Source organism: Deinococcus arcticus (assembly GCF_003028415.1).
Classification (GTDB): domain Bacteria; phylum Deinococcota; class Deinococci; order Deinococcales; family Deinococcaceae; genus Deinococcus; species Deinococcus arcticus.
The window spans coordinates 157235-178026 of sequence record NZ_PYSV01000002.1; the positions used below are offsets into that span (position 1 = coordinate 157235).

17 protein-coding genes are annotated in these 20792 nt (G+C 71.1%); 12 read left to right on the plus strand and 5 right to left on the minus strand.

Features of this window, described 5'->3' with window-relative positions:
* Positions 1-200 precede the first annotated feature (200 nt).
* The 5 genes from C8263_RS03010 (at position 201) to C8263_RS03030 (ending at position 4263) form a co-directional block, all read left to right on the plus strand.
* On the plus strand, positions 201-1658 hold the full coding sequence (locus C8263_RS03010) for a phospholipase D-like domain-containing protein (protein WP_233218608.1): 1458 nt from the start codon (positions 201-203) through the stop codon (positions 1656-1658).
* A 101-nt stretch (positions 1659-1759) separates the two neighbouring features.
* On the plus strand, positions 1760-2755 hold the full coding sequence (gene ispH, locus C8263_RS03015; RefSeq protein WP_107136626.1) for a 4-hydroxy-3-methylbut-2-enyl diphosphate reductase: 996 nt from the start codon (positions 1760-1762) through the stop codon (positions 2753-2755).
* Position 2756: 1 nt separating this feature from the next.
* The gene (locus tag C8263_RS03020; protein WP_233218609.1) at positions 2757-3062 is read left to right on the plus strand and encodes a DUF1294 domain-containing protein; all 306 of its coding nucleotides are present in this window, start codon (positions 2757-2759) and stop codon (positions 3060-3062) included.
* Between the two features lie 84 nt (positions 3063-3146).
* Positions 3147-3950, plus strand: a complete 804-nt coding sequence (locus C8263_RS03025; protein ID WP_107136627.1) for a [LysW]-aminoadipate kinase — start codon at positions 3147-3149, stop codon at positions 3948-3950.
* A gap of 31 nt (positions 3951-3981) precedes the next feature.
* Entirely contained in the window at positions 3982-4263 is a 282-nt protein-coding gene (locus C8263_RS03030) for a hypothetical protein (RefSeq protein ID WP_107136628.1), read from the plus strand.
* 72 nt (positions 4264-4335) lie between these two features.
* On the opposite strand, the gene C8263_RS03035 is transcribed toward C8263_RS03030, so the two are convergent.
* Both C8263_RS03035 and C8263_RS03040 read right to left on the minus strand, forming a co-directional pair.
* Positions 4336-5643, minus strand: coding sequence for a S1C family serine protease (locus C8263_RS03035; protein ID WP_107136629.1), 1308 nt, complete (start codon positions 5641-5643; stop codon positions 4336-4338).
* Between the two features lie 168 nt (positions 5644-5811).
* Positions 5812-6192 (minus strand): S1 RNA-binding domain-containing protein, encoded by a 381-nt coding sequence (locus tag C8263_RS03040; RefSeq protein WP_107136630.1) that lies wholly within the window; start codon positions 6190-6192, stop codon positions 5812-5814.
* A gap of 105 nt (positions 6193-6297) precedes the next feature.
* Between C8263_RS03040 and C8263_RS03045 the strand changes: the two genes are divergently transcribed.
* On the plus strand, positions 6298-6906 hold the full coding sequence (locus C8263_RS03045; RefSeq protein ID WP_107136631.1) for a septum site-determining protein MinC: 609 nt from the start codon (positions 6298-6300) through the stop codon (positions 6904-6906).
* Between the two features lie 57 nt (positions 6907-6963).
* Here C8263_RS03045 and C8263_RS03050 read toward each other — a convergent pair whose 3' ends face one another.
* Positions 6964-8391, minus strand: coding sequence for an amidase family protein (locus C8263_RS03050; protein ID WP_408608029.1), 1428 nt, complete (start codon positions 8389-8391; stop codon positions 6964-6966).
* 65 nt (positions 8392-8456) lie between these two features.
* Between C8263_RS03050 and C8263_RS03055 the strand changes: the two genes are divergently transcribed.
* From C8263_RS03055 to C8263_RS03065, 3 genes are all read left to right on the plus strand, one after another.
* A complete protein-coding gene (locus C8263_RS03055) occupies positions 8457-9317 on the plus strand; it encodes a prephenate dehydratase (RefSeq protein WP_107136632.1) in 861 nt (286 codons plus the stop codon).
* A gap of 61 nt (positions 9318-9378) precedes the next feature.
* Complete coding sequence (locus tag C8263_RS03060) at positions 9379-10221, plus strand: SDR family NAD(P)-dependent oxidoreductase (protein ID WP_107136633.1); 843 nt, start codon at positions 9379-9381, stop codon at positions 10219-10221.
* Positions 10218-11699, plus strand: coding sequence for a class I adenylate-forming enzyme family protein (locus C8263_RS03065; protein ID WP_107136634.1), 1482 nt, complete (start codon positions 10218-10220; stop codon positions 11697-11699). Before C8263_RS03060 ends, C8263_RS03065 begins: the two co-directional genes overlap by 4 nt.
* Here the strand turns inward: C8263_RS03065 and C8263_RS03070 are convergent.
* On the minus strand, positions 11696-11938 hold the full coding sequence (locus C8263_RS03070; protein WP_107136635.1) for a hypothetical protein: 243 nt from the start codon (positions 11936-11938) through the stop codon (positions 11696-11698). The genes C8263_RS03065 and C8263_RS03070 overlap by 4 nt on opposite strands.
* A gap of 110 nt (positions 11939-12048) precedes the next feature.
* Between C8263_RS03070 and C8263_RS03075 the strand changes: the two genes are divergently transcribed.
* Positions 12049-14778, plus strand: coding sequence for an ATP-binding protein (locus C8263_RS03075; protein WP_107136636.1), 2730 nt, complete (start codon positions 12049-12051; stop codon positions 14776-14778).
* 394 nt (positions 14779-15172) lie between these two features.
* Here the strand turns inward: C8263_RS03075 and C8263_RS03085 are convergent, their stop codons facing one another.
* Positions 15173-15613: a hypothetical protein gene (locus C8263_RS03085; protein ID WP_107136637.1), complete on the minus strand. Its 441-nt coding sequence runs from the start codon at positions 15611-15613 to the stop codon at positions 15173-15175.
* A 532-nt stretch (positions 15614-16145) separates the two neighbouring features.
* Here C8263_RS03085 and metH point away from each other — a divergent pair.
* Together metH and C8263_RS03095 are read left to right on the plus strand one after the other, a co-directional pair.
* On the plus strand, positions 16146-19883 hold the full coding sequence (gene metH / locus C8263_RS03090) for a methionine synthase (protein ID WP_199188288.1): 3738 nt from the start codon (positions 16146-16148) through the stop codon (positions 19881-19883).
* Positions 19880-20671 (plus strand): methylenetetrahydrofolate reductase, encoded by a 792-nt coding sequence (locus C8263_RS03095; protein WP_107136638.1) that lies wholly within the window; start codon positions 19880-19882, stop codon positions 20669-20671. Before metH ends, C8263_RS03095 begins: the two co-directional genes overlap by 4 nt.
* The last annotated feature ends 121 nt before the right edge of the window (positions 20672-20792 follow it).

Genomic DNA, 20792 nt, shown 5'->3' on the forward strand with positions numbered 1-20792 from the left:
GAGCAGGTACAGAGACGGATGTTCGGGCATTGGGCTGCTCCCTGCCGAAGGTGGGGAACATCCCCCTTCTTCCCGGATGTGACGGAAATAGTCGGAGTCCGTTTCACTGCCGCCCCAGGCTGTTCTCTCCTGCCCTGCCCGGGCTGCGGGCCGCAGGTTCGGCGCCCTTCTCAGCACAAATACTCTAGGCTGCGCGGTGCATGAAGCGGTGGCTGGGGCAGGCAGTGATGGGGGCATGGGCCGCAGTGGCCTGGGCCGGGGCGCTCCCCTTGGCACTGGGGCCCGCCCGCCCGCCCGTGGTGGTCAACTGGCCTGCCGATGCCTGCCCGCTCCCCACTGCGCCGCTGGAACGCGCGGTGTGGCAGGTGGTGCGCGCCCGGGGCGGCAGCGACGTGTCGTGCGGCAACGCTTTTGCGGGGTACCTGCGCACGCCGCAGAGCCTGGACACGCCCCAGGACGCCTTTAGCCAGATCGCGGCGCAGGTCGAAGGCGCGCGGCGTGAAGTGCTGCTGACCAACATGGAGTGGCAGGGGGGCCAGGGGCAGCCCGGCTGGACCCTGGCACAGGCGGTGGGGCGGCTGTACCGCCGCCTGCAGGCCACCCCCGCCGCCTACCCCGATGGCCTGACCGTGCGCCTGCTGCTGGGCGGCGTGCCCCAGCTTGGGCCCAGTGGGCAGGCCACCCACATCCTGACCCTGGCCCGCGACCTGCGCGCCGCCGGGGTCCCGTTCTCGGACCCCGGGCGAGGCTGGACCGTCACGCTGCTGAACTACGCTTCTTTTCCCCACAGCCACGTCAAGCTGCATGTGATTGACGGCGAGGACGTCACGGCCGCCGGCTTCAACTTCACCGCCTGGCACCTGCCGGCCAGCCAGCCGGGCGGGCGCGCCCTGCACGATCTGGGCCTGCGGCTGCGCGGGCCAGTGGCGCAGGCGGGCGTGGCGGCCTTTGACGACCTGTGGCGCCGCAGCGAGGCCCTGCGCTGCCCGCCCCAGGTGGCGCCCGAAGAGGTGGAGGCGGCCTGTGCCCTGGGCCCGGCGCCGGCGCCCAGCCATCCCCCGGCGGCGGGGGTGGCCCGCCCCGCCGGGCAGGCCCGCGCGTGGCTGCTCTACCGCCGCCCCGGTGGTGAGGGGCTGGCCGACGACGCGCATCTGGCGCTGCTGGGCGCGGCCCGCGAGAGCATTGACCTGATGCAGGCAGATTTTGGCGCGGGGTTGAGCTGCTGGTACGCCTACCTGCACCCCGAAGGCTGCGCGTTTGCCGATCTGCCGGTGTACTTTCCGGCGGTGCTGGGCGCCCTGGACCGGGGGGTGCGCGTGCGGCTGCTGGCGGTGAACTACGGCGTGGGGGCCGCCGCCAACCGCTCGGGCGTGGCCCTGCTGCGCCGCGAGATGCGGCGGCGCGGCATTCCCGATAACCGCTTTCAGGCGCGCTATGTGGATTTTGCGATGCACACCAAGGCCCTCACGGTGGACGGGCAGATGGTGGTGGTGGGCAGCATGAATTTCCATTTCAGTGCCTGGGGCACCCTGGGGCTGGCCGAGGCGGCGCTGGCCACCAGCGACCCGGCTGCCGTGGCCGGGCAGGTGACCAGTTTCGAGCAGGTGTGGCAGCGCAGCAGTGTGCCGCTGCCACTGGAACGCTGGCTGGCCCCCTGAAGCGGTGGGCCGCAGCGCACGGTCTGCCGCGCCCCGGCGCTCTACACTGTGGGCCATGATGGCTGCCCTTTTCCTTCCCGTCCACACCTGCCGGGCCCGCCGTGGTTGAGCGGCTGCATCTGGCCAAGCCCCGGGGCTTCTGTGCGGGGGTCGTCATGGCCATTCAGGCGGTGGAAAAGGCCGCGCAGACCGAAGACAAGCCGGTCACGGTGTACCACTCCATCGTGCACAACCACACGGTGGTGGAGCGGCTGCAGCAGCGCCACGGCGTGCATTTTGTGGAAGACCTGAACGACATTGACACCTTGCCCGAAGGCGGCGAAACCGTGGTGTTCAGCGCCCACGGCATCAGCCCCGCTGTGCGCGAGCGGGCGCGCGCCCTGGGTCTGAGCACCATTGACGCCACCTGCCCGCTGGTGACCAAGGTGCACACCGAGGCCAAGAAGTACGCCCGCGAGGGCTACACCATCCTGCTGATTGGCGACAGTGCCCGCCACCAGGAGGTGATTGGCACGCGCGGCGAGGCGCCCGGGGCCACCATTCTGGTGGGCGTGCTGGGCAAGAGCGGCGAAGGGCTGCACGACCCGTACACCGTAACGGTGCCCGACCCCGAGCGGCTGGTGGTCCTGACCCAGACCACCCTGAGCGTGGACGACACCCGGCGCACCGTGGAGATTCTGAAGGCGCGCTTTCCCCGGCTGGTGGTGCCCCCCAGCGAGGACCTGTGTTACGCCACCAAGAACCGCCAGGACGCGGTCAAGGCCATCGCCCCGCACGTGGACCTGTTTCTGGTGCTCACCAGCACGCATTCCAGCAACGGCATGCGGCTGCTGGAACTGGCCGCCGACGCCTGCGGCCGGGCCGAGCGCCTGGAAACTGCGGCGGACCTCGCAGGCCTGGACCTGAGCGGCGTGCGCTCCATCGGCATCACGAGTGCGGCCAGCACGCCAGACGATCTGGTGCAGGGGGTGGTGGCCCACTTCCAGGGGCTGAACCCGGCGCTGCAGGTGGTGGAAGAAGGCGAGTGGGAGAACATCGAATTCCGCGAGCCCAAGAAGATCGCGCCCAGCCAGGCGCTGCCGCGCACCCTGCAGTAGCGTGCCGCCTGAGGCGCTGGGCTTTGCCTTCCGGTTGTTCGTGGTCTGGCAACTGCTGTGGGGGTTGGCGGCCTTCGTGGCGATCTGGCGCGACAAGGAGCTGGCGCGGGAAGGCCGGCGCCGCATTCCCGAGCGCCACCTGCACCGTCTGGAGGCCTGGGGCGGCGCCCTGGGCTCGGGGGTGGCGCAGCTGCTGTTCCGGCACAAGACGCGCAAGGTGGCCTACCAGCGGGTCTACCGGCGCCTGCTGGCCGCGTGGCTGCTGGGCTGGGCGCTGCTGCTTGGCGTACAGAGGCTGGCCGGCTGAGTCCAGAGGGCCCCTTGTACGAATGCATCTTTCCAATTGAAATAAATTTGACCTAGCTTTCTTTCATCCGTTAACATGGCCCGCATGATTGTGGTGAAGGTGGGCGGCAGCGCCGGCATAGATTACGACGCGGTGTGTGCCGACATGGCTGCGCGCTGGACGGCGGGCGAGCGCCTGATTCTGGTCCACGGGGGCAGCGGCGAAACCAACCGCGTGGCCGAGGCGCTGGGGCACCCGCCCCGCTTCGTGACCAGCCCCAGCGGCTACACCAGCCGCTTTACCGACCGCCAGACCCTGGAGATTTTCGAGATGGTGTACTGCGGCAAGATGAATAAGGGCATCGTGGAACGCCTGCAGCGCCTGGGTGTGAACGCGGTGGGCCTGTCGGGACTGGACGGCCGCATCTTCGAGGGGCGCCACAAGGACAGCGTGCGGGCCGTGGAGAACGGCAAGGTGAAGGTGCTGCGCGGCGACCACACTGGCACGGTGGAGCGGGTCAACACCGGGCTGCTGGAGCTGCTGCTCTCGGCCGGGTACCTGCCCGTGCTGACCCCGCCCGCCAGTTCCTATGAAGGCGTGGCGATCAACGTGGACGGCGACCGCGCCGCCGCCGCCCTGGCCGTGGCCCTGAAAGCCGAAGCGCTGCTGCTGCTCTCCAACGTGCCGGGCCTGCTGCGCGCCTATCCGGACGAGGGCAGCCTGATCCGCGAGATTCCGGCGGGTGACGTGGAACAGTACCTGGAATTTGCCCAGGACCGCATGAAGAAAAAGGTTCTGGGCGCCGCCGAAGCGGTGCAGGGCGGGGTGCGCCGCGTGATCTTCGGGGACGCTCGGGCCGGGCAGCCAGTCAGCGCTGCTCTGGCCGGGGCCGGCACGGTGGTGTCGTAACGCGCGCGGCGGGTGCTATGCTTGCCCGCCGATGCAAAGCGCGCCCGACCTGCTGCACTTTCTGACTGTCCGGGGGGGCCAGGAATACCGCGTGACTGCCCTGCTGCGGGCCGGACGCGGCAAAAAGGCCACCGTGCGCGAACTGGGGAGCTACTGCCTGACCGCCCGGGGCGCGCAGGTGCAGGCCACTGGGCCCAGCGGTCAGACCCGCACCCTCAGCCACGAGGGTTTTCTGGACGTGTTTGGCAGCTATACGTTTGGTCCCGCCCAACCCACCGGCGTGCTGACCGATCTGGGCCCGCTGTTCGGCTGAGGACGTAACCGCTGGAACAGCAAGGGGAGCGGCGCGCAGAGCTCTATGCCATGCGCGCCGCTGCTCCATCACCTACTCCTGGGCGACGGGAAACTGAAAGACCTTCAGTGTCACCTGCACCTCGCGTGTCTGGCCGGCGCGCTGCACCTTCAGGGTCACGCGGTCGCCGGGGCGCTTGCCCAGCACGGCGGCGCGCAGGTCGTTGACGCTGGCGACCGGCTGCCCGTCAAAGGCCGTGATCACGTCGGCGCGGTTCAGATCGGGGGTGGCCGCCGCCTCAGCCTGCGGGGTCTCCAGGTTGGCGCAGCCCAGCGCTCCCTGCAACCGGGCGGCCTGGGCCGGGCTGCCGTCATACACACACCGGACCAGCGCGCCCGCTTCTGGCAACCGCGCGCGCTGGCGCTGGGCGGCACTCAGGATACCCACCTCACCCAGCACAATGCCCAGGCTGGGGGTCTGAATCACGGCGTCCTGGCCACCCTTGCCGGCCTGCAACTGGGGCAACAGCTTCTTGACCGTATTCACCGGAATGGCAAAGCCCACGCCCGCGCTCTGCCCAATCCCGCCGGTCAGAATCTGGGTGTTCACCCCGATCACCTGCCCGGCGCTGTTCAGCAGCGGCCCGCCGCTGTTGCCAGGGTTGATGGCGGCATCGGTCTGGATCACGCTTTGTTCCACCGCCCGCGTGCCCACCGGCACCTGCCTCTCCAGACTCGAAATAATGCCCTCCGAGACACTGAAATCGAGTCCAAAGGGCGCGCCCATAGCAATGGCCTTGAGGCCCACGTCCAGCCCATCACTGTTCCCCAGCGGAATGGGTTTGATCTGGGCAGTGGGTACCCCCTTGGCGCGCAGCAGCGCGAGGTCAAAGTCGGGGGCGCGGGCCACCACCTCGGCCTTGTAGGTCCTGGTGCTGCCGTGCAGGCGGATGGTGATGTCGCCCGCACCCTCCACCACATGGTTGTTCGTGATGATGTCGCCCCCCGCCGTGACGAAGAACCCGCTGCCCGTGCCGGTGCGGGGGCCACCTTCGGGCAGGCCGAAGTTGAAGGGCAACTGCTCCTGCAGGCGGCGGCGCAGCTGCGCCTCGGCGCTGCTCTCGTCGCCCTCGGTCACGCTGATGTACACCAGACCGTCGCGCCGGGCCCGCACCACCTCCACCGTGTTCGCCTCGCTCTCGGTGCGGGCGCGGGCCTCGGTGGCGGGCGCCGTGGCCAGGGCAGGGACCATCTGCCCGGAAGTGGGTTGTCCAGCAGTGACCGGAGCGGCAGTGACCGGCGCGGCCTGACGGTCCAGGGCGCGGTCACGCAGGTCGTAGCCCACCAGGGCGCCCAGGGCCAGGGTGCTGGTGAGGGCCAGAAGAGAGAGGGTGCGGTTCATGGGGGAAGTGTGCCGCGCGCCGGTTACGCCTGGGTTAAAGGGGGCCCCGCCGCCTTATGCCGGGCTGAACCTTCCCGGCCGGCGGGGCCGCGCGCCCGCCCACACAGCAGAGCCTCGCCCGGATGTTCTTAGGCGAGGCCGACACTGTTTCTTACTTCTTGTTCTTTCTTACTTCTTGCGCTTGGTGGCTGGCTTCTTGCCGCCGCCACCCGTGGTGCGCTCCTTGGCGTCTCGCATGAACGAGCGCAGCTTGGCCTCGAACTGGGGGCTCTGGCGCCCAATGGCGCGCGGGCGGGGCACCTCTTCGGGTTCTTCGAGCAGTTCCTTGATGGACAGGTCCAGACGCCCCCGTTCATCGCGGCCCAGCACCTTGACCTCCACGTTCTCGCCCTCACGGACATGATCGTGGATGTTCCGGACAAAGGAATGGGCGATCTGGGAGATGTGCACAAGGCCCGTCTCACCGTTCTCGAACTGGATGAACGCGCCGAAGTCCGTCACGCGCGTTACGCGGCCCTCCACGACCGCGCCGGAATCAAGCTGCACCAAAGGAGGTCTCCTTGAAAAGCATGGAGCCCATGGTACACCATCCCCGCCACCGGGTGGGCCGCCGAAGAAGGCACCACATGTTCATGAGCGCGCTAGATTGGCCTCATGAAGTTGCGCGGCACGCTGGGGGGCCTGAACCTGCTCCTGGAACCCGGAGACACGGCCCAGGCCGTACAGGACGCGCTGGCGGGCCGCACCGAGCTGCTGGCCAGCCACGTGACGCTGGAAATTCAAGGCGACGCCGACCCTGACGCGCTGGAAGCGGCCCTGGGGGCCATTCGCGCGGCGGGCGGCACGCCGGGGCGGGTGCGGGCGCCGCGGGTGAGCGTGCCCGCGCCCCTGAACACCGCCCCCGAAGCCCCGGCGCCCCGGCTGCAGATCGTGCCGCACACCCTGCGCGCGGGCATGCGCGAAACCTACCCGGGCAGCGTGATTGTGCTGGGCGACGTGAACCCGGGCGCCGAGATTCTGGCCGGAGGCGACGTGATCGTGGTGGGCGCCCTGCGCGGCCTGGCGCACGCCGGCTGCACCGGCAATACCGAGGCCATGGTCTGGGCGCGGCCCATTGCCAGCGCCCAGATCCGCATTGCCGACGCCGTGGCCCGCGCCCCCGAGGGCAGCAGCCTGAGCACCATGCGCCACCGCGACGACCAGCCGGTGCCGGAAATGGCCCGCCTGCACGACGGCGCGATCCGGATTGACGTACAGAAATAGGGCGTGGGACGTGGGCTGTAGGGTGGAGGGGTTTTTCCATACCCTACAGCCCACACCCTACACCCCTGCCGGAAACCGCACGCCCCCCAGCAGCCGGTTCAGATGCGCCGCGCCTGCCAGCAGCAGGGCGTCGGCGCCGGCGGGGGCCACCAGCAGCACGCCGCCGGGCTGGCCGCCCCCCGCGCGCGGGACCGGCACCGCCACGCTGGGGTAGCCCGCCTTGGCCGCAAGGTGGTACCCACGGATGCCAGGAAACAGCACAAGGTCCAGGCCCCGGGCAAACAGGGTGTCGAAGCCCCGGGCGCGGGTGAGGTTCAGGTCGCGGGTGCGCGCCAGCCGGTAGGTGGCTTCGCCCGCGTCGCCCCGGGTGCCCTGCGCGGCGTGCAGCAGGGTCTGACCGTAGCGCAGCAGGCGGTCGGGGTCGCGGTCCCCGGCCTCAAGTACCTCCTGCAGGGTGCGCGGGCCCTGCTGCACCCCGCAGAGGTAGGCGTTCAGGTCGCCCTTGAATTCATAGAGCAGCACTTCCAGCCCCCAGCCGTGGGTGCCCAGTTCGGCGCGGGACGGAAAGTCAAGGTCCTGCACCTGCGCGCCTGCTTCCTGCAGGGTCTGGCGCACCCGCTCCAGCGAGGCAGTTTCGCGCTCATCCAGCGCCGGTTCATCACAGATGAGGCCAATGTCGGCGCCGCCCAGGGCCGCCTCGATCAGAGCCAGATCGGGCACGGGCAGGCGGCGGCTGGCCTCGTCGTGGGCGTCGGGGCCGGCGATCACGGAGAGAATCAGCGCGGCGTCGCGGGCACTGCGCGTGATGGGCCCGGCCGTGTCCTGGCTGTGGCTGATGGGCACGATGCCGGTGCGCGGCACCAGCCCCAGGGTGGGTTTCAGGCCAATGACCCCGCTCTGGTGCGCCGGGCTGACGATGCTGCCGCTGGTCTCGGTGCCGATGGCGGCCACGCACAGCCGCGCGGCGACGGCCACACCGCTGCCTGAACTGCTGCCGCCCGTGTCCAGCGCCTCGCCCCAGGGGTTGACCGTCTGACCGCCCGCGCTGGAATAGCCGTTGGGCATGCCCAGCGTCATGAAGTTGGCCCATTCGGTGAGGTTGGCCTTGCCCAGAATCACCGCGCCCGCCGCGCGCAGCCGGGCCACCAGCGGCGCGTCTGCGGCCGGCACATGAGCGCGCAGCAGGGCGCTGCCGGCTGTGGTGGGCAGACCAGCCACATCAATGTTGTCCTTGATCAGCATGGGCACGCCGTGCAGCGGCCCGCGCGCCGCCCGGGGCCGGCTGTCCAGGGCGTCGGCGTCGGCCTGGGCCTGGGGGTTGACGGTGATCACTGCGCGCAGCCGGGGGTTCAGGGCCTCCAGGCGCCCCAGGTACAGCCGGGTCACCTCGGCGCAGGTCAGGTCGTCCCGGCGGGTGGCAGCGGCCAGCGTGACGGCGTCCAAGTCCAGGATGGGATCGGGGGTGGAGGGAATCACGCCTTTCACGATACGGCCCCCTACGTCTATGTGCCGCGCTCTGGGTCCCAGTCCAGCGCGCTAGCGTTGCGGGCATGAGGAACGCGTCTGGTCCCACCGTGGCCTTTCAGGGCAATCCCGGCTCGTACGGCGAGATCGCCGCGCTGCACGCCGCGCCGGGAGCGAACACGCGCGGCTATCCCACCTTTCACGAGGTGGCGCGCGCCGTGGAGGCCGGCGAGGCCGCGTGCGGTGTGCTGCCCGTGGAAAACAGTCTGATGGGCGCCATTCACCAGAGCATTGACCTGCTCAGCGACACCGATCTGCACGTGACCGGCGAGGTGGTGGTGCGCGTGTCGCACTGCCTGATGGCCCTGCCGGGGGTGGCACTGGAGGACATTCGCCGGGTGGCCAGCCAGCAGCCGGCCCTGGACCAGTGCACAGCGCTGATTCGCCGCCATGGCTGGCAACCGGTGGCGGCCCACGACACGGCCGGCAGCGCCAAGAATCTGGCGCAGAGCGGCGAGCGCGATCTGGCGGCCATTGCCAGTGCGCGCGCCGCCGAGCTGTACGGTCTGAACATCCTGGCCCGCGAGATCGAGGACGAACCCTTCAACTACACCCGCTTCATGATCCTCTCGCGCCACGAACCCGCCCGCAGCGACGCGCCGCACAAGACCAGCCTGGTGTTCGCCGTGCGCCACACGCCGGGCTTTCTGGTGGAAACGCTGGGCGAACTGCGCGGCCTGAACCTCTCGCGCATTGAAAGCCGCCCCCGCCGCGACCGCGCCTGGAGTTACCTGATCTACGTGGATATTGAGGGCCACGCCCAGGATCCGCAGGTGGCCCAGGCCCTGGCCGGCGTGCTGCGCAAGGCCAGCTACGCCAAGATCATCGGGTCGTACCCGGCGGCCCAGGGCACGGTGGGGGAAGGGGGTGTGGGCTCCGGTCCATGAGCCATGGGCTTTGAGCCATCTGCCATCCGCTCATCTGCCTGCCACCCTTTATCATCTCTTCATGTCTGCCCTGGGCCGCTTCCTGCTCTCACCGCCGGCCTGCCGTGACCTGGGGACCCTGCGGCGGGCGGTGGCGGGACACACCATTCTGGTCACCGGGGCGTCCTCAGGCATTGGGGCGGCCACGGCGCGGCGGCTGGGCGAGGCGGGGGCCACGGTGCTGCTGCTGGCGCGGCGGGAAGGGGCGCTGGGGGCCGTGGCGGCTCAGATTCGGGCGGCGGGCGGACAGGCCCACCTCTACCCGGCCAACCTGGCCGACCCGGCCGGGGTGCAGGCGGTGGCCGGGCGCATTCAGGCGGCGCATCCCCGGCTGCACGCGGTGATCAGCAACGCGGGGCGCTCGGTGCGGCGCCGGGCCCAGGACGGCGAGGCCACACAGGACCTGCCCAGGCTGCTGGCGGTGAATTTCAGCGGTCCAGCCGCGCTGCTGCTGGCGCTGCGCCCGGCGCTGGCGGCCGGGGGCGTGGTGGTGAATGTCTCCAGCGTGTCGGCGCGGCATGTGGGGGCGCCGCGCTGGAGCGCGTACCAGGGCAGCAAGGCCGGCTTTGACCTGTGGCTGCACGCGGCCGGCGCCGAGTGGCCGCGCGTGCGGGTGGCCAGCGTGTACCTGCCGCTGGTGCGCACCCCCATGAGTGCCCCCACCCGCGCCTACCGCTTTCTGCCCGCCCTGAGCGCCGACGAGGCCGCGCAGGCGGTGCTGTGGCCCCTGGTGCGCCCGGTGGTGCGGGCCGCGCCGTGGTGGCTGCGCGGCGTGGAACTGGCGGGCCTACTGGCCCCCCACGCACTGGGCCGCGCCCTGCGGGTTCTGGAACGCTGGGAAGCCGGCCAGGGCGGCCCGGCATGAGGGCCACCTGGAGGGCCCTGCGGGCAGCCGGCGTGCTCTCCCCCGCCCTGCCCGGTCTGGCGGCGGCCATTCTCCGGCACGGGCCCACCCTGTACGCGCTGGTGGCGGGCCACACGCGGCGCACTCCAGAGGCGCTGGCCCTGACCGACGCCAATGGCCCGGTCACTTACGCCGACCTGCAGGCGCACGCCGATGGGGTGGCCGCGCGCCTGGCCGCGCACACCCGCCCCGGCGACCCGGCTGCGCTGTGCAGCGAGGGTGGCCGGGCCTTTGTGGCCGGGCTGCTGGGGGCGCTGCGCAGCGGCCTGCGGGTGCTGCTGGTCCCCCCGGGCCCGCCGGACGAGGTGCGCGCCCGCTTGCAGGGCCAGTCCATTCGCGCGCTGCTGACCGATGACCCCCGGCTCAGCGCCCTGGGCCTGCCCACGGTGGCGCTGTCGCCCGCCGCTCCGGGGCCCCAGTCTCGCTCCGGCTGGCCCCGTCTCGACTGGCCCTGTCCCGGCTGGCCCCGCGCCGGGCGCCCGGTGCTGCTGACCTCCGGCACCACGGGCGCGCCCCGGGTGGTTCCGCGCCGGGTCTCGCCGCTGGCGGCCGGGCGGGTGGCCCTGGCACTGCTGCGGGCCCTGCGCCCGGCCCCGAACACCGCCACGCTGCTGCCGCTGCCGCTGTGGCACGGCCACGGCCTGAGCACCCTGGCGCTGTGCCTGGCCCTGGGAACGCCGCTGCACCTGCGCCGGGGCGCGGACGCGGCAGAGCTGTGGGCCGTGCTGGCACAGGAACGGGTGGGCACCCTGGTCGTGGTGCCCACCGTGCTGCGCCGCCTGCTGGCGGGCGAGGGCCACGCCCCCGCGCTGCACACGGTGGTGTGCGGCTCGGCGCCGCTGGACCCCGCGCTGGCCACCCAGACGCAGACCCGCCTGGGCGACGTGCTGTTCAATCTGTACGGGAGCACCGAGACCGGCCTGATCGCCCTGGCCCGCCCCGCCGACCTGCGCGCCGAGCCCGGCAGCGTGGGGCGCCCCCTGCCCGGGGTGGGGGTGCGCGCCGCCCCGGATGGGCAGCTGCAGGTGCGCGGCCTGCTGTCACGCAGGTGGTTGAACACCGGGGACCTGGGCACCCTGGACCCGGCCGGGCGCCTCCATCTGCGGGGCCGCGCCGACGATCTGATGATCGTGGGCGGCGAGAATGTGTGGCCCGCGCAGCTGGAGGCGGTGCTGGCCGCGCAGCCCGGGGTGCGCGCCTGCGCGGTGTTCGGGGTGCCGTGTGCGGAGTACGGGCAGGTGCCCCTCGCCTTCGTGGAACTGGAGCCGGGCAGTGGCAGTGTGGCCGAGCTGCAGCGGCGCCTGGCCGGGGTGCTGCCCCGCCGCCTGCGCCCCCGCCTGACCGTCCTGCCCGCGCTGCCCCTCACGGAGACAGGCAAGGTGGCCCGCGCGCAGTTGCGGGCGCGCCTGACCCAGCCAGAGGCCGCTGCGCCGGGCTAGCGCAGCCCGCCCGGTTCCAGCAGGGTCCACAGGTGGCGCAGCAGCGCGTCGGTATCAGGAAATTCCCGCCAGGTCACGGGTTCCACCGGTGCCCGGCCTTCACGCAGGTGCAGGCGCAGCCCCCCGGAACGGCGCTCAATGCGCAGCACATATTCCTCGGGGGCGCTGTCCGGGGGCGGGGCGGCGCCCGGCGCTGGGGACGGGGCAGGCAGCTGGGGGGTGGGGCGAACAGGCTTCATTGGGGACCAGGGTAGGCAGCGGGGTGTTGCGCCGGCGTTGCATGGGGCGCCGCCCCGCCCCCACACGGCCGATGACCCGGCGTTTGCCGGGGCGTACACTGAAGGTCCACATGAGTGCACAGGCCGGGCTGTTCCTCAAGACGCTGGGCGTGCCCGGGGTCACGCTGAACGGCGCGGCGCTGGACGTGCCCGGCAAAAGCCTGGCGCTGCTGACCTATCTGGCCCTGGAAGGTCAGACCCCACGCGAGGTGCTGGCGGACCTGCTGTGGACCGACCAGGACGGCGCGGCTGCGCGGCGCAACCTGCGGGTGCAGGTGCACCGCCTGCGGGCCTGCGGGGTGGGGGCGTGGCTGGAAGTTTCGGGCGCGGCACTGGCCCTGCGCCCGGGCGTGCGGGTGGACCTGAACGAGCTGCGCGCCGCCCTGGCTGGGGGCGAGCCCGTGCAGGCGGCCACGCTGGCAGGCGGGCCCTTTCTGGATCACCTGGGGGTACCGGGCGCGGCCCGCTTCGAGGCGTGGCGCGAGGCCACAGCCCACGCCGCCTTTGAAGACCAGTTGCGGGCGCTGGACGCGGCTGCCGCTGCACACGCGCAGGCGGGCCACTGGGCGGCGGCGCTGGAAAGGCACCGCCGCGCCCTGGATCTGGACCCACTGCGCGAACGCACCGTGCGCGCCGTGATGGAGGCCCACCTCGCGCTGGGTCAGCCAGCCGACGCCCTGACCGCTTACGAGGCCCTGGAGCGGCGGCTGCGCCAGGATCTGGGCGCCGGGCCACTGCCGGCCACAGCCGCCCTGAAAGCCCAGGTGGACGCGCGGCTCTCGGGCCCGGCGCCCAGCCCGCGCCCGGCCGTGCCTCTGGTGGGGCGCGGGGCCGACTGCGCCGCCCTGCAGGCTGGCCGGCTGACCCTGGTGCTGGGCGAGGCCGGCATGGGCAAGACCCGGCTGGTCACGGAGGCAGCCGGGGACGCGCTGGTGGTGCGCGGCGCCGCAGAGCTCACGCCCCTGCCCTTCGGCGCCCTGCTGGAACTGCTGCGTGGCGCCGGGCTGCACCGCTGCCCAGAACGCCTGCGGCCTCTGCTGGGGGCGGCCCTGGTTTCGCCCGGCGCCACCCCGGCCCTGGCCGACCGCGCCGCGCTGCTTGACGCCCTGGCCCAGGCACTGGTGAGCCTGTGCGGCGGGCGCACCCTCATTGCCGAAGATCTGCACTGGCTGGACCCGGGCACGCTGGAAGCCGCCTTTCTGGCGTTACACCGGGGCGCGCCGCGCCTGTGGCTGACCGCGCGCCCCGGCGAACTGGCGGCCCGCGCCGATCTGCAGGCGGTGCTGGCCCGCCTGAACCCCCCGCACCTGACCCTGACCGAACTGCCCGAGGCCGAGGTGGCGGGCCTGATTGAGCATCTCTCGGGGGCTCCGGCGCCGCTGTTCAGCCACCGCCTGTTCGAGGCCACGGCCGGGCATCCCCTGTTTCTGCTCGAAACCCTGCGCGACCTGCGCGAGCGCGGGCTGCTTACCGAGCGCGGCGGGCGCTGGCACACCCCCTTTGACGCCTCCACGGTGGACTACGCCGAGGTGCCCATTTCCAGCAGCGTGGCCGCCGCCATCGCGCAGCGCGTGGAGCGCCTGGGGCCCGAGACGCGCCAGCTGCTGCAGGCCGGGGCCCTGTGGGGCGAGGCGTTTCCGGTGGCCCTGGTGGCCGCTGCCTGCGACCTGCCCGAACTGGCAGCCCTGGACGCCCTGGAACGCGCCGAGGCCGCCCGGCTGATTGTGCCCGAGGGCCCGGCCTACCGCTTTGGGCACCACCTGCACCGCCGGGTGCTGGCCGCCGGGGTGGGGGCGCCGCGTGCGCGCTGCCTGCACGGCCGACTGGCGCGGCTGGCCCCCCAGGGCACGCCGGCCGCGACCGTGGCCCGCCATTTTGAACAGGCCGCAGAACCGGCGCTGGCGTGGTCCCACTGGGCCCAGGCCGCGCAGGCCGCTGCTGGACTGTACGCCCATGCCGAGGCCCTGGGCCTGTACGACCGGGCCCTGGCCGGCCCCCCGCCGCCCCAGGCCGCCTTTGCCCTGCACGCCGCTCGCAGCGAACTGTGCCGCCACCTGGACGACCCCGGTACCCGCGCGCAGGCCCTGGCGGCCATGCGCGCCCTGGCGGAACAGACCCAGGACCCGGCTCTGCACGCTGAACACGCGGCCCACCACGCCAAATGCTGCACCGAACAGGATGACTACGAGGGCGCAGTGGCCACAGTCCAGGCGGCCCTGAGCACCTGGGGCCCCCACCTGTCGGCCGATCACCATTCGGCCCTGCTGCTGGAAGCCGGCGCCGCCCTGGCCTGCCTGGAGCGCTGGCCCGAGGCCGAGGAGGCCCTGGGGCGCGCCCTGACGCACACCCCCGCCCCGGCGCGCCGCTCGAACATCCTGTACTGGCTGGGCTACAGCCACTTTCAGAGTGGGCAGTTTGACCGGGCAGCCCAGCACTACCGCGCCTCGCTGGCCGCCCTGCCCGGCGACGCCCCCAGCCGGGGCCGGGTGCTGGGCCTGTGGCGCTACGGCGCCAGCCTGCGCCGCCTGGGCCAGGGCCCGGCCGCCGCCGCCGCCCTGGGCGACGCCGACTCCTGCGCGCGCACCCTCAACGCCGGCCCCCTGCGGGGTCTGATCGTGGCCGAGCAGGCGGCGCTGGCGCTGGACATGGGTGACCGCGCCGCTGCCCGCGCCCTGGCCGCCGAGGCGCAGGCCCTCCTCTCGCCCCGGGGCGACGAGGGCTGGGACGTGTTAAACCCGGTACTGGCGGCGGTGGGACTCCACTGCGCCTCGTCCGTCAGCCAAGCGGAGCGCCGGCGCTGAACAGCCGGTTTCAGCGCAAGCTGGCCCTGACTGAACGGCTGGGGCCATGCCAGGAGACGACGCACGCCGCTCAGCCCACAGGGCATAGCCCCTGCAGGCCAGGGCCACACCGACCGGCACCGCTGCGTACCGCTGCACCGCGTGGGGCAGCAGCGCGGCCAGCGGGGTCAGAAGCGAAACCCTGGCCAGCAGGCCAGCGGTCCAGCGCGGCAGAATGCCGGCGCGAAACGTGGCGGCGCCGAACATCAGCCCGCCCAGCATGTAGGTGCTTCGCCACTCCCCCAGTCCAACGGTTCAAAAGGGCGCAGAACCGTTTCCATTCCCGGTGCGAGGCACTGTTTTCGCTTCTCGCTCTGCGGCGCAGCTGTTCCAGCCCGCTCGGTTGATCTCAAGATCAACAGCGAGGGACTTCACTTAGGCCCACGAAGGTGTGCAGCGCCGGAAGAGGCCCCAGCTGCACCTCACTGGACACGCCACTGGCAAGGCCGAGGGAACCCGACACAAACGCGGACGCCGTCTGGGCCAGCAACGGCAGGATGAACGCCTCGGCAAACACGAAGGCAGTCTGAAGCAGCCTGCTCAGGCCCAGCAGCACGAATCCGGCCAGCCCCAACCACCCTGCCCGGCGTACCTGCCGGGTATACAGCCCGGTCAACCCCACCAGGAACAGCAGGCACATCACGGTTTTTACCGGCGTGATCACCGCCCACGTTCCCGTCGTGACCGAAGCCAGCGTATCGGGCGGATAAAGGGACTGAATTCCCGCAAAAAGAAGCCCGGCGATCAGGGCCGCCAGACCTGCCCAGTGAATCAGTGTGGTGCCTGGTGGGTTCATGGATACTCCTCATGGGTGGTGTGGGGCGGCGCTCCCAGGGTGATTTCAGGCGGACCAGACCGCACTGCCGGCGGCCCAGGCATGACGCCACGCCAGAGGCGCTGGCCGCCCCGTGACCACAGGTGATCTGGGCCGGGGGTGCACCAGCCCGGAGTCCGCCCCGCTGCTCCGGGCGGTTCCAAACGCGCGGCTTGCACCCGCGGCTCCAGGTCTCTCTCTGGCCGCGCCCCGAACCTGTCCATGTGGGGGCCGCGTCCACAGCGCGCCGCTGCGCTATCCTCCGCCTTACCGCGCCCAGACTCAGGCGTGGTCATCCAGAACCGCCAGAGGGTCTTTCCTGCCCAGTGAAGGCGTGGCAACCGGCCAACATTTCGGCACCGGTGCTCACAGGAAGTTTCTGCCCAGCGCTGACGATGGCGCGAGCGGATTCGATGGCCCGCAGGGCGGCGCACAGACGCTGCAACATCACAGGCGGTGGCCGCTGCTCCCCGAAGCCGGGGGCCACCGCTGCCAGCTGGAAGGGGTAAGCACCGTGACGGACCTTCGCGCCGAGGCGCACCACCGTATTCTCATTCTGGACGGGGCCTGGGGCACGCAACTGCAGCGCGCCGGGCTGACCGAAGCCGATTTCCGCCTGCCGGATGCCGATCCGCTGCGCATGTACCGGGGCAACTTCGACCTGCTGCAGCTCACCCGGCCCGACGTGATCCGGGACATCCACCGCGCCTATTTCGAGGCGGGGGCCGACATCGCCAGCACAAACACCTTTAATTCCACCACGATCAGTCAGGCGGATTACGGCACGCAGGCGCACGCCCGCGCCATGAATGTGGCAGGAGCGCGGCTGGCGCGCGAGGTGGCCGACGAATTCACGGCGCGCGACGGCCGCCCGCGCTGGGTGGCCGGCAGCATGGGGCCCACCAACCGCACCGCCACCCTCTCGCCGGATGTGGAGCGCCCGGAGTTCCGCAACGTCACCTTCGATGAGCTGGTGGCCGCCTACACCGAGGCCGCCGAGGGGCTGATCGAGGGCGGCGCCGATCTGCTGCTGCTGGAAACGGTGTTTGACACGCTGAATGCCAAGGCCGCGCTGTTCGCCTGTGAGGACGCTTTTGCCCGCACGGGCAGGGCGCTGCCGATCATGCTGTCGGGCACCATCACAGACGCTTCGGGCCGCACCCTGAGCGGCCAGACACCCGAAGCCTTTGCGATCAGCACGGCGCACGCGCCCCTGTTCAGCCTGGGCCTGAACTGCGCGCTGGGCGCCGATCTGCTGCGCCCCCACCTGCGTGAGCTGGCCCGCGCCACAGAGGCGCTGGTGTCGGTCCACCCCAACGCGGGCCTGCCCAACGCCTTTGGCGAGTACGACGAAACCCCCGAGCACACCGCCGCCGTGCTGGCCGACTTCGCGCGCGAGGGGCTGGTGAACATCGTGGGCGGCTGCTGCGGCACCACCCCCGAACACATCCGCGCCATTGCCGGGGCGGTGCGGGACATTCCCCCGCGCACGCCCCCCCACCTGCCGGCCCGGCTGCGCCTGAGCGGCCTGGAAGCCTTCACCGTGACCCCCGAGACCAACTTCGTGAACGTGGGCGAGCGCACCAACGTGACCGGCAGCCCCCGCTTTGCCCGGGCGATTCTGGCGGGCGATTACGACGCGGGCCTGAAAATTGCCCGGCAGCAGGTGGACAGCGGCGCCCAGATCATTGACGTGAACTTCGACGAGGGCATGCTGGACGGCGAGGCCGCCATGGTGAAGTTCCTGAACCTGCTGGCCGGCGAACCCGACATTGCCCGGGTGCCGCTGATGCTGGACTCTTCGCGCTGGGAGATTCTGGAAGCGGGCCTCAAGCGGGTGCAGGGCAAGGCAGTGGTGAACTCCATTTCCCTCAAAGACGGCGAGGCGGCCTTTGTGGCGCGCGCCCGGCTGCTGCGGCGCTACGGGGCGGCGGCGGTGGTTATGGCCTTTGATGAGCAGGGGCAGGCTGACACCGTGCAGCGGCGCATACAGATCTGTTCGCGCGCCTACCATCTGCTGACCCAGCAGGCCGACTTTCCGCCCCAGGACATCATTTTCGACCCCAACGTGCTGACGGTGGCCACTGGCATTGAGGAGCACGACCGCTACGCCCTGGACTTTATCGAGGCCACGCGCTGGATCAAGGCGAACCTGCCGGGCGCGCTGGTGTCGGGGGGCATCTCGAACGTGTCGTTTTCCTTCCGGGGCAACAACCATGTGCGCGAGGCCATGCACGCCGCCTTTCTGTACCACGCCATCGGCGCCGGGCTGGACCTGGGCATCGTGAACGCCGGCATGCTGGCCGTCTACGAGGACATCGAGCCGGAGCTGCGCGGGGCCGTGGAAGACGTGATTCTGGCCCGGCGGCCAGACGCCACCGAGCGGCTGCTGGCCCTGGCCGAGCAGTACCGGGGCGTGCGGCGGGAAGCCGGAGCGGTGCAGGCGTGGCGCGAGTGGCCGGTGCAGGAACGCCTGAAACACGCCCTGGTGCAGGGCCTGACCGATTTCGTGGTGGAGGACGCCGAGGAGGCGTATCAGCTGCTGGGCTCGCCGCTGGCGGTCATTGAAGGGCCACTGATGGCCGGCATGAACGTGGTGGGCGACCTGTTCGGGGCTGGCAAGATGTTTCTGCCCCAGGTGGTGAAATCGGCCCGGGTGATGAAGCGGGCCGTGGCGCACCTGACGCCCTACCTGGAAGCGCAGAAGCAGGAGAGCGGCGGCAAGGGCCGGGTGCTGCTGGCCACCGTGAAGGGCGACGTGCACGACATCGGCAAGAACATCGTGGGCGTGGTGCTGGCCTGCAACGGCTATCAGGTGACCGACCTTGGCGTGATGGTCCCCACCGAGAAGATTCTGGACGAGGCCGCCCGCATCGGCGCAGACGTGATTGGCCTCTCGGGCCTGATCACCCCCAGCCTGGACGAGATGGTGGGCGTGGCGCGCGAGATGACGCGCCGGGGCCTGAGCCTGCCGCTGCTGATCGGCGGCGCCACCACCAGCCGGGCGCACACAGCCGTCAAGATTGATCCTGCCTACCCGGGCCCGGTGGTGCATGTGCTGGACGCCAGCCGCGCCGTGACCACCACCGCGGACCTGCTCTCGGACCCGGCAGCCCTGCAGGCCCGCCTGCGCCCCGAGTACGACGCCCTGCGCGAACGCCACGCGGGCCGGCAGGTGCGCCTGCTGCCCCTGGCCGGGGCCCGCGCCAACGCGCCGCAGTTCTCCCCCACCCCGGCGCCCCCGCCGCGTGAACCCGGCCGCCAGCTCATTGAGCAGCCCCTGGCCGAGCTGCTGCCCTTCATGGACTGGACCCCGTTTTTCATCGCCTGGGAAATGAAGGGCATCTACCCGAACATCCTGACTGACCCTCTGCGCGGCGAGGAGGCCCGCCGCCTCTTTGCCGACGCCCAGGCCCTCCTGAACCGTATCGTGGCCGAGAGGCTCTTCACGGCGCGCGGAGTCATCGGGTTGTGGCCGGCGCGGCGGAACGGCGACGACATCGTGGTGGATGGTGAAAGCCTGATGGTTAAGGAAAGACGATCACCCATCAACGGTGAGCCATCAACACTCCTCCACACCTTGCGCCAGCAGCGCGCCCAAAGTGGCCCCAACCTCGCCCTGGCGGACTTCGTGGGGCCCGCCGGCGACCACATCGGCGCCTTTGCGGTGGCGATTCACGGCGCCGAGGCGCTGGCGGCGCAGTTCGAGGCCGAGCACGACGATTACAGCGCCATTCTGGTCAAGGCGCTGGCCGACCGGCTGGCCGAGGCGTTTGCCGAGAAGCTGCACCGCGACGTGCGGGTGCGCCACTGGGGCTATGCCCCCGAAGAAACGCTGGGAAACGACGATCTGATCCGCGAACGCTATGTGGGTATTCGCCCGGCCCCCGGCTACCCGGCCCAGCCCGACCACACCGAAAAACGCACCCTGTTCGCCCTGCTGGGCGCCGAGGAGGCCGGCCTGCGCCTCACCGAATCCTGTGCCATGAGCCCGGCGGCGGCCGTCTCGGGCCTGTACTTTGCCCACCCTGAAGCCCGCTACTTCGCCGTGGGCCGTATCGGCCGCGATCAGGTCGAGGACTACGCCGCCCGCAAGGGCTGGACCGTGCCCGAAACCGAGCGCTGGCTGGGGCCGGTCCTGGCGTATGACCCTGCGGGTGTTGATGGTCAACCGTTCATGGGTGATAGAGAGGGGCAGTTTCCATCACCCATCACCCCTCAACCATCACCCGTGGCCGGAGGCCGCCCATGACCCGCGTTTCCGTCGAACTCGTGCCGCGCAGCCGTTCGGGGCTGCGGGCGGAACTGGCCGAGGTCGCCGCGCACCTGCGGGGGGTGGACACCATCAACGTGCCGGACCTTACGCGGTACTCGCTGCGGTCCTGGGCAGGATGCGGCTTTGCGCGGCCGGGCTTTGCGGCCATTCCGCACCTGCGCGCGGTGGACTTCAACCCCCGCGAGCCGCTGCCGTTTCTGCCCCTGCTGGCGCAACACGGAATCGAGGAGGTGCTGGTGATCACAGGCGACGCCCCCGCCGATATGAGTGCCCGCGTCTATGACGTGGACGCCGTGGACCTGATTCGCCGCCTGGGCCGCGAGGCACCGCATCTGCGCGTCTACGCGGGCCTGGACCCCTACCGGCAGTCCTTCGTGCGCGAGCGCGATTATCTGGAACGGAAGATGGACGCCGGGGCCTGTGGCTTTTTCACCCAGCCTTTCTTCGACCTGCGCGTGGCCGACACCTGGGCCGATCTGCTGCCCGAGGGCACGCCGGTGTGGTGGGGTGCGACCAGCATCCTGACCGAAGCCAGCTTCAACTACTGGCGGGCGCGCAACCACGCTGTCTTTCCCCGCACCTTCGCCCCCACGCTGGACAGCAACCGCGCCTTTGCCGCCGAGCTGCTGCAGTTTGCCCGCCAGCGCGGCCAGCACGCTTACTTTATGCCGGTGAAGGTGAACGTGCTGGACTACCTGGGCGGCCTGCTGGCGGGGCACCAGGCGCCGCCCACCCAGGCGCTGCCCCGGCAGAATGCTGTGTAATACGGATTCCGAAAAATTCCGTAACGTATTACGGAATTTTTCCGACCAGAGGGACTCGAAGAGCTGCGGAGCAGAGAAGGAACAAATGCGGATTTCCGGGAATTGGACCTGAAAGGCTCCG